This is a genomic window from Kribbella sp. NPDC051586, assembly GCF_044453965.1.
GTDB lineage: Bacteria > Actinomycetota > Actinomycetes > Propionibacteriales > Kribbellaceae > Kribbella.
Map to the genome: position 1 here is coordinate 1292537 of NZ_JBITDF010000004.1, position 13211 is coordinate 1305747.

General features: G+C 68.0%; 16 protein-coding genes. 8 read left to right on the plus strand and 8 right to left on the minus strand.

Translation table 11 applies throughout. From position 1 onward, the window contains the following. Nucleotides 1-7 precede the first annotated feature (7 nt). A complete protein-coding gene (locus tag ACIA58_RS33085; RefSeq protein ID WP_396407737.1) occupies nt 8-424 on the minus strand; it encodes a hypothetical protein in 417 nt (138 codons plus the stop codon). Between the two features lie 168 nt (nt 425-592). Here ACIA58_RS33085 and ACIA58_RS33090 point away from each other — a divergent pair, with 168 nt between their 5' ends. Continuing rightward, complete coding sequence (locus ACIA58_RS33090) at nt 593-2401, plus strand: glycoside hydrolase family 2 protein (protein WP_396407738.1); 1809 nt, start codon at nt 593-595, stop codon at nt 2399-2401. On the opposite strand, the gene ACIA58_RS33095 is transcribed toward ACIA58_RS33090, so the two are convergent. Next, complete coding sequence (locus tag ACIA58_RS33095; RefSeq protein ID WP_396407739.1) at nt 2386-3411, minus strand: YeiH family protein; 1026 nt, start codon at nt 3409-3411, stop codon at nt 2386-2388. The two genes, ACIA58_RS33090 and ACIA58_RS33095, sit on opposite strands and share 16 nt — an antisense overlap. A 143-nt stretch (nt 3412-3554) precedes the next feature. On the opposite strand from ACIA58_RS33095, the gene ACIA58_RS33100 reads away from it, so the two are divergent. Further along, nucleotides 3555-4334: a GntR family transcriptional regulator gene (locus ACIA58_RS33100; protein ID WP_396407740.1), complete on the plus strand. Its 780-nt coding sequence runs from the start codon at nt 3555-3557 to the stop codon at nt 4332-4334. Here ACIA58_RS33100 and ACIA58_RS33105 read toward each other — a convergent pair. Next, complete coding sequence (locus ACIA58_RS33105) at nt 4322-5236, minus strand: LysR family transcriptional regulator (RefSeq protein ID WP_396407741.1); 915 nt, start codon at nt 5234-5236, stop codon at nt 4322-4324. The genes ACIA58_RS33100 and ACIA58_RS33105 overlap by 13 nt on opposite strands. Before the next feature lie 238 nt (nt 5237-5474). Between ACIA58_RS33105 and ACIA58_RS33110 the strand changes: the two genes are divergently transcribed. From ACIA58_RS33110 to ACIA58_RS33120, 3 genes are read left to right on the plus strand one after another with little or no spacing between them, the layout of a single operon-like run. Further along, nucleotides 5475-6641, plus strand: coding sequence for a YbfB/YjiJ family MFS transporter (locus ACIA58_RS33110; RefSeq protein WP_396407742.1), 1167 nt, complete (start codon nt 5475-5477; stop codon nt 6639-6641). A gap of 51 nt (nt 6642-6692) precedes the next feature. Further along, entirely contained in the window at nt 6693-7088 is a 396-nt protein-coding gene (locus tag ACIA58_RS33115) for a VOC family protein (protein ID WP_396407743.1), read from the plus strand. A gap of 24 nt (nt 7089-7112) precedes the next feature. After that, nucleotides 7113-7898: an arylamine N-acetyltransferase gene (locus ACIA58_RS33120; protein WP_396407744.1), complete on the plus strand. Its 786-nt coding sequence runs from the start codon at nt 7113-7115 to the stop codon at nt 7896-7898. Here the strand turns inward: ACIA58_RS33120 and ACIA58_RS33125 are convergent. Then, entirely contained in the window at nt 7895-8512 is a 618-nt protein-coding gene (locus ACIA58_RS33125; protein ID WP_396407745.1) for a flavin reductase family protein, read from the minus strand. The genes ACIA58_RS33120 and ACIA58_RS33125 overlap by 4 nt on opposite strands. A gap of 66 nt (nt 8513-8578) precedes the next feature. Here ACIA58_RS33125 and ACIA58_RS33130 point away from each other — a divergent pair, with 66 nt between their 5' ends. Together ACIA58_RS33130 and ACIA58_RS33135 are read left to right on the plus strand one after the other, a co-directional pair. Continuing rightward, nucleotides 8579-9256, plus strand: a complete 678-nt coding sequence (locus ACIA58_RS33130; protein ID WP_396407746.1) for an ArsR/SmtB family transcription factor — start codon at nt 8579-8581, stop codon at nt 9254-9256. Between the two features lie 63 nt (nt 9257-9319). Continuing rightward, nucleotides 9320-9556 (plus strand): hypothetical protein, encoded by a 237-nt coding sequence (locus ACIA58_RS33135; protein WP_396407747.1) that lies wholly within the window; start codon nt 9320-9322, stop codon nt 9554-9556. Nucleotides 9557-10081: 525 nt separating this feature from the next. Here the strand turns inward: ACIA58_RS33135 and ACIA58_RS33140 are convergent. The 3 genes from ACIA58_RS33140 to ACIA58_RS33150 all read right to left on the minus strand — a co-directional run bounded on the left by ACIA58_RS33140 (nt 10082) and on the right by ACIA58_RS33150 (nt 11865). Beyond that, nucleotides 10082-10744 (minus strand): anti-sigma factor family protein, encoded by a 663-nt coding sequence (locus ACIA58_RS33140; RefSeq protein WP_396407748.1) that lies wholly within the window; start codon nt 10742-10744, stop codon nt 10082-10084. Continuing rightward, nucleotides 10741-11274, minus strand: a complete 534-nt coding sequence (locus ACIA58_RS33145; protein WP_396407749.1) for a sigma-70 family RNA polymerase sigma factor — start codon at nt 11272-11274, stop codon at nt 10741-10743. The genes ACIA58_RS33140 and ACIA58_RS33145 overlap by 4 nt, the downstream gene beginning before the upstream one ends. Nucleotides 11275-11445: 171 nt before the next feature. Beyond that, complete coding sequence (locus ACIA58_RS33150; RefSeq protein WP_396407750.1) at nt 11446-11865, minus strand: MarR family winged helix-turn-helix transcriptional regulator; 420 nt, start codon at nt 11863-11865, stop codon at nt 11446-11448. A 52-nt stretch (nt 11866-11917) separates the two neighbouring features. Here ACIA58_RS33150 and ACIA58_RS33155 point away from each other — a divergent pair, with 52 nt between their 5' ends. Then, a complete protein-coding gene (locus tag ACIA58_RS33155; RefSeq protein WP_396407751.1) occupies nt 11918-12514 on the plus strand; it encodes a TIGR03086 family metal-binding protein in 597 nt (198 codons plus the stop codon). Here ACIA58_RS33155 and ACIA58_RS33160 read toward each other — a convergent pair. Next, a complete protein-coding gene (locus ACIA58_RS33160) occupies nt 12507-13037 on the minus strand; it encodes a VOC family protein (RefSeq protein ID WP_396407752.1) in 531 nt (176 codons plus the stop codon). The genes ACIA58_RS33155 and ACIA58_RS33160 overlap by 8 nt on opposite strands. Nucleotides 13038-13211: the final 174 nt, after the last annotated feature.

The following is a 13211-nucleotide window of genomic DNA, read 5'->3' on the forward strand; positions in this document are numbered from 1 at the left end:
CGGTCGATCAGCAGCTTCCGCCCGCGCACCAGTACTCACAGTCCGTGTAATAGCCGTACTTGCCGTTCTTCCCCAGCGAGACGCAGAACTCCGCGTAGTTCTCCTCGGCCAGGTTATGACCGGCCGTCGCAGCACTCGTCACCGAGCAGGCGCCGTTGCCGTTCGCCCTCATCGAGTAGCCGATATCGCTCCCGGGCTGGTCGACGATGACCTGCGCACCCCAGCCGTCTGCCTCGATGTCGCAGACCTCGACGTAGTCGCCGTCGGGCGCGAACCGGATCACCGCACCGGGATCGCCGTCGTCGCTGTGCAGCTCGTACTTGTACGTCACGGCCGACGCCTCCGGTGCGACGGCGAACATACCTGCCACGACCGTCACCGTCGCGACGGCCGCCACCCCGATTCTCCTTGACAGCATCTTCATCTGGCTCTCCTACCATTATTTGATGGTTTTTTCACAGTGAAGTTAACAGGCGATCGTGTCATCGAGGCGGCCATCTGCCGACCGCAGAAAACAAGAGTCCGTTGCCCGAATTATTCCAACGTTGTAAAGTGCTGATGCCCCCACCGAGATCAGCATCCGGGAGAGTTCATGTCGCAGCCTCGTGCGGAGTACCCGCGTCCGCAGTTCGTTCGTCCGGAGTGGGTGAATCTGAACGGTGACTGGCAGTTCGAGATCGACCGGTCGGACTCCGGGCTGGAGCGTGGGCTTCGGGAGCGGGAGCTGACGCAGCGGATCGTCGTGCCGTTCGCGCCGGAGACCGAGTTGTCGGGGGTCGAGGACGTCGACTTCCTGGAGGCGGTCTGGTACCGCACCACCGTCACGATCCCCGCGGACTGGGCCGGCAAGGAAGCCGTGCTGCACTTCCAGGCCGTCGACCACGACGCGACCGTCTGGGTGAACGGCGTCGAGGTCGTCCGGCACCGCGGCGGGTTCACGCCGTTCAGCGCCAACCTCCGCCACGTCGCCAACCCCGGCGACGAAGCAACGATCGTCGTCCGCGCGCGCGACAGCCACCGCGGTCCGCAGGCGCGCGGCAAGCAGAGCCAGCTGTACTTCAACCACAGCTGCCTCTACACCCGCACCACCGGCATCTGGCAGACCGTCTGGCTCGAAGCGGTCCCGACGGTGCACCTGAAGCGCCCGCGCATCACCCCCGATGTGGCCGGCTCCAGCTTCCACCTCGAAGTACCGGTGTCCGCGAACAAGCCCGGCTACAAGATCCGCGCCACCCTCAAGGACGCCGACGGCGACGTCGTCACGCAGGAGGTCCGCGCCGACCTCGACCTGGCCCCGCGCCTGACCCTGCAGCTCCCGGCCGACCGCGTCCGTCTCTGGGACACCACGGACCCGCACCTGTACGACGTACGCCTCGAGCTGATCGATGCCGATGGCAACGTTGCCGACGGCGCCGATTCGTACGCCGGCCTGCGGTCGGTGAGCATCAACGGCAAGGCGATCCTGATCAACGGCAAGCACGTGTACCAGCGGCTCGTCCTGGACCAGGGGTACTGGCCGGAGAGCCTGATGACCGCGCCGTCCGAGGAAGCGCTGGTGCGGGACATCGAGCTCAGCCTGGCGGCCGGGTTCAACGGCGCGCGGCTGCACCAGAAGGTGTTCGAGGAGCGGTTCCTCTACCACGCGGACCGGCTCGGCTACCTGGTCTGGGGCGAGTTCGGCGACTGGGGCTCCGGGGTCGGTGACACCGGCAACGACAACCAGCAGCCGACGGCGTCGTACGTCGGTCAGTGGCTCGAGGCGGTCGAGCGCGACTACAGCCACCCGAGCATCGTCGGCTGGTGCCCGCTGAACGAGACGCACCAGCTCCTGCACGACCGGATCACCCAGCTCGACGACGTCACCCGCGCGATGTTCCTGGCCACGAAGGCGGCGGACACCAGCCGTCCGGTGCTGGACGCGTCCGGGTACTCGCACCGTGTGCCGGAGACGGATGTCTGGGACTCGCACAACTACGAGCAGGACCCGGCCAAGTTCGCCGAGCAGATGGCGGACCTGGTGAACGACAAGCCGTACGGCAACACCGGCGGCCCGCAGGGCAAGCCGATCTCGCTCGCGTACGACGGTCAGCCGTACTTCTGCAGCGAGTTCGGCGGCATCTGGTGGAACGCCGAGAAGGCCGCCGCCGGGAAGAGCGGGAACTCCGCGGACTCGTGGGGTTACGGTCAGCGGGTCGCGGACGAGGAGGAGTTCTACACGCGCTTCGCCGGTCTGGTCGACGCACTGCTCGACAACGAGCTGATGTTCGGCTACTGCTACACGCAGCTGACCGACGTCTTCCAGGAAGAGAACGGCGTCTACAACTTCGACCGCTCCGACAAGCTCGACGTACCGCGCATCAAGGCGGTCCAGGACCGCCAGGCGGCCTACGAGAAGGACTGAAGCCCGAGGCTGCCGACCGCGACCAGGACCCAGAGGATCGCTCCGAGCAGGAGCGGCCTGGGTCCTGCGTCGCGGAGTTCGCGGGGACGCAGTGACAGGCCGATGGCCGTGAGGGCCGCGGTGATGAGGGTGCTGCCGATGATCGTGAGGGTCGGCAGCCAGGACTCAGGTACGACGCCGGCCGAGCGCAGGCCCGCGGTGGCGATGAAGCCGATCAGGAACAACGGAACGAGCTTCCGCCAGGGCAACGGCCGGCGGATGGACGCCGTGGCGCCGTCGTACGAACGGCCCGCTGCCGCGTCGAGTGCACGGGCCGCGCGGTTCTCGCGCCGGATCTTCAGCGCGACCAGCGTCAGCACGATCGGGATCAGGGTCAGCGAACGGGTCAGCTTCACCACGATCGCCTGATCGCCGGCGGCCTGGCTGTACGCATACCCGGCGGCGACGACGGACGACGTGTCGTTGACCGCGGTACCTGCCCAGAGCCCGAACGACTCCGAGCTCATGCCGAGCAGGTGGCCGAGCGGCGGGAAGGTCAGCACCGCGACGATGTTGAACGTGAAGATCGTCGCCATCGCGTAGGCGACCGAGGAGCGCCGGGCGCCGATCGCGGCAGTCGCGGCGGCGATCGCCGATCCGCCGCAGATCGCCGTACCGACGCCGACGAGGGTTTGCGTATCCCCGCGTACGCCGAGCAGCCGGCCGAAGAACCACGCCCCGCCGAGGGCGAGCGCCAGGGTGCCGAGCATCACCGGCAACGACGAGACGCCGACGCGGGCGACCTGCTGGAGAGACAGACCGGTTCCCAGTACGACGATCGACAGCTGGAGCAGCGTCTTCGAGGCGAAGTCGTACCCGGGGCGGCAGGCCTCGCTGCGGAGCGGCCGGATGAACAGACCGGCGATCACGCCCAGCACGATCCCGAACACTGGCCCGCCCACCACAGGCACCAATCGCCCGAGCGGGACCGCCACCGCGGTGATCACAAGGACCGCTGCCAGGCCTGGCATCCGGGACGGGGGCTTCGGAGCAGTTGGAGAGGTGTGCCGTGGCCTAACCTCAAGGTGCACCACTGAGCCCGGTCCTTCCCGCGGAAATGTACGCACATTTACGGTAGGAGATGACCGGACATTTCGCAACCCGGAAGGAACGGATGAGCGTGGGCAGGCTGGACCGTGCCGGCGGAGGTCCGCTGTGGAAGCAACTGCAGGAGGATCTCGTCCGGCGGCTGCGCTCCGGGGAGTTCGACGACGCCTTCCCCGGCGAGCTCGCGCTGGTCGACGAGTACGAGGTCAGTCGGCACACCGTTCGCCAGGCGCTCGGCCAACTGCGCACCGACGGGCTGATCGTCGCCGAACGCGGCCGCCAGCCACGCGTCGCGACCGCTCCGGAGATCCGGCAGCCGATGGGCGCGCTCTACAGCCTGTTCTCGTCCGTCGAAGCATCAGGCCTGCCGCAGCGCAGCGCCGTACGCGCGCTCGACGTCCGCGCCGACGGCGTGATCGCCGCCCGCCTCAACCTGGACGGATCCACTCCGCTGCTCTACCTCGAGCGCCTGCGGTACGCCGGCGACGAGCCGCTCGCCCTTGATCGCGTCTGGCTCCCGGCCACGCTCGCGGAGCCGCTGCTCGACGCCGACTTCACCCACACCAGCCTCTACAACGAGCTCTCCACCCGCACCGGCATCAGTCTCGACCACGGGCGTGAAGACATCCGCGCCGTGAATCCGAACCCGTCCGAGCGCGCGCTCCTGCACTGCCCGGCCGATGCCGCGGTGTTCTCGATCGTTCGCGAGGGCACCGCTCAGAACCGTCCGGTCGAGTGGCGGCACACACTTGTCCGCGGCGACCGGTTCGCACTGTCCGCAGAGTTCTCGGCGAACGCCGGCTACCGCCTCACGCCGAGCACCACTGCGCTGTCTCAGGCCTGGTGAAACGGGTCGTCCGCCGGTAGCCACGACGCTGCCGGGTCGAAGTCGAGATTCACGTCCCGGGTCAGAGCCTCGGCGGCGGCGAGTACGGCGGGGCGCTCCTCGTCGCCGCGTACGACGAGGGCCCAGGTCCAGAGCGGAATCGGGTCGATGACCGGGCGACGGGCGACGTCCTTCGGCACTGGGGTCGCGTCGCGTTTGGGCGAGCTGATGACGGGCCGGCGTAGGCGACGTACGTGGTCGTAGAAGGCCGGACCGGTGATGCCACCGTCGCCTATCTGCACGACTGACGCGCCGGTCGCCCGCGCGAACTCGACTGCGTAGATGTTCCACGAGGCCCACGCCTCGGTGTCCGCGTCGACCAGGATCGCCGCGTCCGCCGCGCGTACGGCGGACTCGTCGCCGCCCGCGGACACGGCGAACAGCCGGTCGACGCCGATCAGCCGGCCGGACAGCTCCTGCTCGGCCAAGTCGGTCGCGCGCACCCAGCAGATCGCCAGGTCGATGCTCCCGTCCGCGACCCGCGCGGCCTGTGTGTGCGACGGCATCACCCAGGCGTCGACCAGCAGCTGCGCAACCCCGGACACCCGCTCGGCCAGATCCGGCGGCCGCCAGCTGACATACCCCAACCGGACCGGTTCGCTCGCCGCGAAGCCCCGCGCAGTACGGCGCAACGCGTCGGCCTGCTCCAGCAACGCCCGCGTCTGCGGCAGCAACGTCTCGCCGAGCGCGGTCAGCGTCACGGTACGGCGGTCGCGCTCGAACAACCGCACGCCGAGATCGCGCTCGAGCGACTTGATCTGCTGCGACAACGACGGCCCGGCGATGTGCAACCGGGTCGCGGCCCGTCCGAAGTTCAGCTCTTCGGCAACCGCCACGAAGTACCGCAACTGCCGCAGCTCCACGGTCCACAGCGTAATAGGCCGAGCCTCCCAGCTGGGAGCAACGCGGTCGTGGAGAACCGCACCTGGTTCGACCACCATCGAACTGACAACTCGACGGAAGCGAGACGAATGAACAGCCAGAAAGTGATCACCGGAGCCTCCCAGGGCATCGGGGCGGCGACCGACGAGCACCTCGACCGGATCAACGGCGTCAACCGCGGCCAGCAGACCGGCCACTGACATGGAGGATTGGCGGTTGGTGGGGCGGGGTGCGGCGGCATTGGCCGGCGGGATGGGGATCGGGCGGTTCGCCTATACGCCGATCCTGCCGATGATGCACGCGCAGGCGGGCCTCACCCCTCGCCTCGGAGCGACGCTCGCGACCGCGAACTACGTCGGCTACCTCGCCGGGGCAGTCGCCGCGATCGCCGTACCGCGGCTGCTCCACTCACGCTGGGGACTCCGCCTGTCGATGCTCGTCCTCGCCGCGACTCTCGCCCTGATGCCGCTGAGCCGGAGCGGATCGCTCTGGCTCGGCCTGCGGCTGGTCGCGGGAATCGCGAGCGCACTGGTGTTCGTGATCGCGGTCAGCGCCGTACTCCCCCGGTTGCGCAGCCACCAGGTCGGCTGGACCTTCGGCGGAGTCGGTGCGGGCATCGCGCTGTCGGGCGCAGTACTTGCCGGAGGCAACTGGCGTACGGCGTGGTGGATCGCGGCACTGCTGACGATCGCCTGCACCGTCCCCGCGTGGCAGCTGACCGGATCACCCACGCCGCCGGCAGCCCCGCGCGGGACAGCGTCGCGACACTTCAACGCACTCCTTGCCAGCTACAGCCTGGAAGGCGTCGGCTACATCATCGCCGGCACGTTCCTCGTTGCCGCGATCAACGAAACGGCATCAGGTGCCGTCGGCAACAGCGCTTGGATCATCGTCGGCCTGGCCGCGTTGCCGTCAACAGCACTCTGGGCGTGGCTGAGCCGATCGTGGTCCCGATCGAGGCTCCTCCTGATCGCGCTCGTCCTGCAGGCGATCGGCATCGCGCTGCCGACCTTTGTCCACGGGGTTGCCGCCGCGTTGATGTCCGCCGCGCTCTTCGGTGCGACGTTCCTCGGCGTGGCCAACCTCGCGATCGCGATCGGCGCCGAACTGCGGGGGCCGCACGCGGTCGCGATCCTCACCACCGGCTACAGCCTCGGCCAGATCATCGGCCCGCTCGCTGTCAGCCCCCTGCTTCACAATGGATATCACCAGGCGCTCCTGGTCAGCGCCGGCGTCGTGGCCCTCGCCGCGACCGCCGCGCTCCTGGTCCGCCATCAACCGAAGGAGCCGCCGCGTACTACGAATCGCAACCCGTCGGCCTGGCGCCGCAGTACAAGCTGCTGGAGACCCGGTCAACCTGCTTGTCGTTCTTCGGCGGACCGATGATGGCGGGCTCAGCTCGCACTGTCAGGTCTCGCGGTTGTAGATACTGATTGCATGACGGTCAAGGAACTGCGGTTGGTGGTGACGGCGGACGACTACGACGAGGCGGTGGCGTTCTACCGCGACGCACTCGGGCTGCCGGAGCGGGCGTCGTACTCGTCGGAGGACGGGCGGGTGACGATCCTCGAGGTGGAGCGGGCCACGCTCGAGATCGCGGACCCGGGGCAGGCGGACTTCATCGACGAGGTGGAGGTTGGTCGCCGGGTTGCCGGGAAGTACCGGGTCGCGTTCGAGGTGGACGACTCCGCGGCAACCACGCGGAAGCTGGCCGACGCCGGCGCCACGGTCATCGCCGAGCCGACGCGTACGCCGTGGAACTCGCTCAACGCCCGGCTCGAAACCCCCGGCGGGATTCAACTGACGCTCTTCACGGAGCTTGACCTGAAGTAGGCTTGAAGTGTTGGGCTAGGCCTTATGTGGAACATCGAGAGCCTCGGCCTGGACGCCTATCTCGCGCGGATCGGGCATGCGCGGGTGGCGCCGTCGGCGGATGCGTTGCGGAGTCTGCATCGGGCGCATGTGCTGGCGATACCGTTCGAGAACATCGACGTGATCCTCGGGACGCATCCCGGGATCGCCCTCGACGCGATCCAGGCGAAGCTGGTGGGTCGGCAGCGCGGTGGGTACTGCTACGAGCACGCGTTGTTGTTCGGTGCTGCTCTCGAGCGGCTCGGGTTCGACGTCGTACGGCGGGTTGCCCGGGTCCAGCCGCACAAGGCCGGCCCGCGTACGCACGCGCTGCTGAAGGTGGGCGTCGACGGGGAGGAGTTCCTGGCAGACGTGGGTTTCGGGGCGGGGCAGCTTTACCCGACGCCGTTGAAAGACGGTGTTGTCGTCGATCAGGCCGGTTGGGATCACCGGCTGACGCTCGACGGCGACGTGTGGACGCTCTCGAAGCAAACGCCCGAGGGTTGGATCCCGCAGCACGCCTCGAACGACGAGCCGGTCCGGCCGATCGACTACGAGGTCTACCACCACTACGTCTCATCGCACCCGAAATCCCCCTTCACCGGCCGCCCGGTGGTCATGCGCGTCTCCGACGGCGTCGTACGCCGACTGGTCGGGACCACCCTCACAGTCGAGTACGCCGACGGCCGCACCACGGAGCGCACCGTGCCGCCGGAAGACCTCGCCGAAGTACTCGCATCCCTCGACGTCCACCTCAGCGAAGAAGAGGCGGACCGCCTTCAGCTCCTCTAAGCGTGCTGGCGGTGCCGCGGGGTTTCGGTACGGAAGGATTCGCCTAGTTCGTCGGCCAGGCCGAAGTAGTGGCGGAAGTTGTAGATCAGAGGAGACCAGGCGGCGGGGTCGACGTGGGAGGTGCCGGGTACGACGACGCGCTCGTCGGCGTGCACGCGCAGTACCCGCGCTTGGGCTATGAGGAAGTTGCCTTCAGCATCTAATTCTTGGGAGGCAACGGTGGCCTCGAACTGGATCGGGCATTCGGCTACCCGGGGTGGTACGACCAGTTCGGACGCGACCGGCGTCAGGCCGGCGGCTGCGAACTTCTCGCGTTCGTAGCGGAAACGGGCCTGTTTGTGTTCGGGGACGGGGTTGCGGCCGGTCAGACCGGCGATACGCTCGACCGCTTCCCATTGGGACGGGGACGGGAAATTGATGACCACGTCCGGGCGCGAACGCAGATTGGTTGCCGTCTGACCGGACACGCCGATGCCCAGGACAACGACGTCACCCAGGGCCCACGCGGACGACATTGGCGCCAGGTTGACGGTGCCGTCCTCGTTCATCGTGCTGAGCAGGGCTACTGGTGTTCCGACGTACAGGATGGACGGTTCGATGGTCAGGTGGGTCATGTGGATCGACAGTAGGCACCGGACGATTCGGCGGGCGCCTAACCGACAGGGCGGCATGATGGGGCTATGAGTGCCGAAGGTGAGGAGCTGGCGGGCTGGGCGCGGATGCTCGCGGACGGGACCCGGGCGACGGTCTGCCTGGCGTTGCTCGACGGCCGGGCCTGGACGGCGAGCGAGCTGGCCAAGCTGGCGAAAGTATCGCGGCCGACGATCAGTGAGCACCTCAACCTGTTGGTGACCGGCGGGCTGCTGACCGAGGTCCGGCAGGGGCGGCATCGGTACGTGAAGCTTGCCGGACCGGATACGGCCGAGTTGCTCGAAGGGCTCGCCGCGCTGGCGCCACGACGTACCCAGGTCGCGAACAGCCTGTCCGCGGTGAGCAAGCGGGACGCGTTCGCCAGAGCTAGGACGTGCTATGACCACCTCGCCGGGAAGCTCGGTGTCGCGTTGGCCGATGCGATGACGGAGCGTGGCCTGATCGACTGGTCGGACGGGATCGCGCTGACCCCGCAAGGCCAAGCCTGGCTGGAGGATCTCGGCGTCGAAGTCGAGGTACGCCGGGGGCGCCCGCCGCTGCGATCCTGCCTGGACGTGACCGAACGACGACCGCATCTCGCCGGCGATGTCGGCGCGGCGCTGTGTGCACACGCGTTGCACCACGGATGGGTCACGCACATACCAGGCGGGCGTGCCCTGAAGGTGAACAGCGCAGTACAAGCGTTTGGACTGTCGTCCGGAGTCTGAGAAGTGAATAAGGGAACACGCTTTCAAGAGGCGCTCGGCGCCGATTGCCCTTAGCCTTCGGCCATGACTGGTTTCGAGCCCGGCACCGAGCTGGTGTCCCGACTCCCTCTGCCCAGCCATGTGGTCGTCCGCGTTGACGGTCAGTGGCGTCGTGGCTGGCTGATCGGCCGCGACCACGAGGAGTCGGGATGGACCGCCCTGGTGCAGTACGAGGGCGACGACGGTAACGAGCGGACGGAACGCCTGCCGGCGGACCGGATCGCCTTGCCCGAGTCGGACGGCACGGAGAGAGCGTCCTAGTGTCCTGAGTCGGAGGTGGGGCGAGCGATTTCGGTGTTCAGGTGCGTGCATCGTGGTGCTTGGTCAGTGGCCTCGATGCGGAGCATCGTGGGCGCTGGGCAAGTGCCGCGAGGTGCGTGCCTGGGCGCCGAAAGCGCCGCCGAACCTCCGACTCAGGACACTCGGGAGGGAACGCACACACGAAGGCCCCCGGGTGAGCATCACCGGGGGCCTTCGTCGGTAACGCTGCCGTGGCGCCTCGAACGAACGAGAGAAACCCGCCCCAGGCCCTTCGGGCGGTTGACCTGGGACGGGATCCTCAGTGGCGTTACACACGGTGTATCGCTGATAACGGCGTGAGTGTTACAGGATCCCAGGAAGAATCTTCCAGTCAGGTCACAGCACGAGTGGCCTGCGGCGGCAGGCCGACGACCCCGGTGCACGTCCCTGAACACCGGGGTCTGGATCGGCGGCCTCTCGAGCGACAACCGTTCGTGACCCCTCAGGTGCCCCGACAGCCCGTGATCATTCGTGTCCGGAAATGACTCAGAAGTGGACGGCGAGCAGGACGCGGCCGCTCTCCGAGCTGCGGATGTCGAGGGCCTTGATCTCGCTGCGCTGCAGCTTGGTGGTGGCCGCCGGTTTCACCGTCGTACCGGGCGATGAGGTCCAGCTGGCGATCAGCGAAGCCTTGCCGGACGAGTCTGTGACGTACAACTCGTAGCCTCGGGCTCGTTCGCTCGGCGTCGCGAGTTCGTCGTACCGGCAGCTGATCTCGATCGTCGTACCCCAACGCTCCGGCACCAGCCGGGCGTCCGCGGACAGCTTGCTGTTGACGGTCTGCGCGAGTACGACGTAATCGCCCTGCGGCTCGTCGTGGGACAGCGGGATCGCTATCACCGCGCCGATCGCGGCGGCGGCGACCCCGATGCCGGTCATCAGCGCACCAAGGCGAATCCGTTGCCTGCGGCGATCACGCTGGACATTGCGGACCAGACCAGGAAGCAGGTTCGGCGGGTCGGCCGTGATCGTGGTCAGAGCCCGCTCGGCCGGGAGCGCCGCGAGTACGCCGGGCACACCGGCCAGGGACGCCACCTCGGCGGAGCACTCGGCACACGTGCGCAGGTGCTCCTCGTACGCGCGGCGATCCTTTGCCGACAACGCGCCGAGCAGGTACGCCGCATCCCACTCCCGGTACGGGTCGCTCACTGGCTCGTCACCCCCTTCTCCTGCAGCGCGAGCTTCAGCGCGCGCAGCCCGTAGTGCAGGCGTGACTTCACCGTGCCCGACGGGATGTCCAGCTCCTCGGCGATATCGGTGACCGTACGGCGGCCGTAGTACGCGCGAACGATCACCTGCCGATGTTCCTCCGACAACTGTGCCAAAGACTCGGCCACCAGCCACGCGTCGAGTACGGCGTTGGCGTGGTCGGCGCTCGGCTTCTCCGGCAGGTCGTCGCTGGCGACCTCCCGGCTGACCCGGGCGCTGCGCCGGTCGTCGATGACGAGGTTGCGCGCCACCGTGAACAGCCAGGCCCGCGCCCCCGCCTCGTCCTCGGACAGGATGTTCGGCCGGCGCCAGGCCCGGAGCAGCGTCTCCTGGACGACGTCCTCGGCCAGCCGGTCGTCGCCGGTCAGCCGGACGACGAACCGCCACAGCGCGGGAGCGTGCACGTCGTGCAGCTCACGCAGCAGCGCAGCCCGGTCGTCGGCCATCGGCGCTCCTGCTCTGTCGGACATCGCTCACTCCCCACCATTCTGCACAGCCTGCACAGGGTTTCACTCCTCGCGGTGGGTACGTGGTCCCTGATTCCAACGATTGACCGCGCAATCTGGTTCACCCGGGTACGACTGGTAGCCGCGGGCGACGAGCGTGAGGCCGACGTACGCCGGCCCAGCGTGAAGCTGCTGTCAGCGTGAAGCGTGGAGCTGCTGCAGGATGCGGATGAACGTCTTGCGATCGGCGGCCGAGAGCGTATCGAGGACCCGCTCCTCGCGCGACTGGATGTCCTTGCGGACGGCACGGCGTACCTTGCGGCCCTGGGCGGTGATCGAGAGCAGGCGGACGCGGCGGTCGTCCGGGTCGGGAGTGCGCTCGATCAGGCCGGCGTTCTGCAGCTCGTCGAGGGTGCCGATGATGCGGGACTTGTCCGCGCCGATCGCCTCCGCGAGCGCGGCCTGCGTACGGACCGGGGTGCCGTCGAGCGCGGTCAGCACCGAGTAGCCCCACATCGAGACCTCGTGCCCGGCGAGCAGCGGCAACTCGATCGCGATCAGCTCACGCACCAGCGGATACAGCATCGCGGCCAGATCGGGGCGCTCGGTTGCCATGCCTGAAAAGGTAGCACTGGCGCAATCATATGCACTGGCTTACGATAGGCGCATGCCTACTGTTGACTACATCGCGTTGGATGCCGAAGCCGTCCGGACCAGCATGGAGCTGGTCGCCACCGCAACCGAAGCCGACCTGGCCAAGCCGACCCCTTGCCGCGCCTGGACCCTCTACGGCCTCCTGGCCCACATGGCCACCCAGCACTACGGCTTCGCCGCCGCCTCCCGCGGCGAAGCCGACCCCACGATCTGGAAGCTCCGCGACCTGGGCGACGACCCGGTCAAGGCGTACGTCGAGTCCGCCGAGCACGTCCTGGACGCCTTCGCCCAGCCCGGCGTCGCGGACCGCACCTTCTCCCTCGCCGAATTCAGCCCCAACACGTCGTTCCCGGGTTCGCAGGCGATCAGCTTCCACTTCATCGACTACGTCGTCCACAGCTGGGACGTCGCAAAATCCCTGGGCCGGTCAGTGACTTTCTCCCCCGCCATCCTCGAGGCAGCCACCACGGTCGCCCAGGTCGTCCCCACCGGCGACGTCCGCCGCGCCGCCGGCGCCGCCTTCGCGATGGACATCCCCTGGACCGGCGACGCCCCCCTCGACCGCATCGTCGCCTACCTCGGCCGCAACCCGAACTGGCCGGTCAGTTGATGTCGAACTCGTTGCCTTCGGGGTCCTTCATCCCGACCGCGTAGTGGTCGAGACCTTCCTCGAACGCGCCGGTGATGGTCGCACCTAGCTCCGCCAACCTGGTCGCCTCAGCGTCAACCCGCTGAGTCCGCACCTCGATCGGGTCCGACCACTCACCGCTCGCGTGAAGATCAAGGTGCCACCGGTTTTTCACCACCTTGCCCTCCGCCACCACATGGAACCAGATATCCGGCCCCCGCCCCTCCGGATCGCTGATCCTGTCCGCACCACCACCCAACTCCTCCTCGGGCACCCCCAACCGCCGGTAGAAGTCATCCCAGGTAGCAAACCCCTCCGGCGCCGGCTGCACCTCGTACCTCAGCGCATCAGCCCAGAACCGCACGAGCAATCCAGGATCAGCACAATCGACCACCAACTGAAACTCCACACCCATCCCCTCCTCGCCGCCATCGCCAGTATGCAAAGGCACGCCGACAATTCGAGCGCCCCAATTCCCGTGGCATCGATCGGAGCATCGGTGCATCGGTGCATCGAGGGGCAGTACGAGACCGGGCGCGCCTCGGCGCCCCGAGCCCGACCCCGCCGGAACAGGTCCGGCTGAGGTCACCGGAGCAACTCCAGGACGGCCCTCCGACACGCCACCATCTGACGCCGGGGCTCGCCGGACGCCGCGATTAGCGCTTGCTCCTACGTGCGT

What these genes read in the sequence shown, in the direction of transcription:
- ACIA58_RS33085 (WP_396407737.1), bottom strand. Translation starts at nt 424, where the DNA reads ATGAAGATGCTGTCAAGGAGAATCGGGGTGGCGGCCGTCGCGACGGTG.
- ACIA58_RS33120 (WP_396407744.1), top strand. Translation starts at nt 7,113, where the DNA reads ATGTGGAACATCGAGAGCCTCGGCCTGGACGCCTATCTCGCGCGGATC.
- ACIA58_RS33155 (WP_396407751.1), top strand. Translation starts at nt 11,918, where the DNA reads ATGCCTACTGTTGACTACATCGCGTTGGATGCCGAAGCCGTCCGGACC.
- ACIA58_RS33145 (WP_396407749.1), bottom strand. Translation starts at nt 11,274, where the DNA reads ATGTCCGACAGAGCAGGAGCGCCGATGGCCGACGACCGGGCTGCGCTG.
- ACIA58_RS33125 (WP_396407745.1), bottom strand. Translation starts at nt 8,512, where the DNA reads ATGACCCACCTGACCATCGAACCGTCCATCCTGTACGTCGGAACACCA.
- ACIA58_RS33135 (WP_396407747.1), top strand. Translation starts at nt 9,320, where the DNA reads ATGACTGGTTTCGAGCCCGGCACCGAGCTGGTGTCCCGACTCCCTCTG.
- ACIA58_RS33150 (WP_396407750.1), bottom strand. Translation starts at nt 11,865, where the DNA reads ATGGCAACCGAGCGCCCCGATCTGGCCGCGATGCTGTATCCGCTGGTG.
- ACIA58_RS33160 (WP_396407752.1), bottom strand. Translation starts at nt 13,037, where the DNA reads ATGCACCGATGCTCCGATCGATGCCACGGGAATTGGGGCGCTCGAATT.
- ACIA58_RS33130 (WP_396407746.1), top strand. Translation starts at nt 8,579, where the DNA reads ATGAGTGCCGAAGGTGAGGAGCTGGCGGGCTGGGCGCGGATGCTCGCG.
- ACIA58_RS33100 (WP_396407740.1), top strand. Translation starts at nt 3,555, where the DNA reads ATGAGCGTGGGCAGGCTGGACCGTGCCGGCGGAGGTCCGCTGTGGAAG.
- ACIA58_RS33090 (WP_396407738.1), top strand. Translation starts at nt 593, where the DNA reads ATGTCGCAGCCTCGTGCGGAGTACCCGCGTCCGCAGTTCGTTCGTCCG.
- ACIA58_RS33095 (WP_396407739.1), bottom strand. Translation starts at nt 3,411, where the DNA reads ATGCCAGGCCTGGCAGCGGTCCTTGTGATCACCGCGGTGGCGGTCCCG.
- ACIA58_RS33115 (WP_396407743.1), top strand. Translation starts at nt 6,693, where the DNA reads ATGACGGTCAAGGAACTGCGGTTGGTGGTGACGGCGGACGACTACGAC.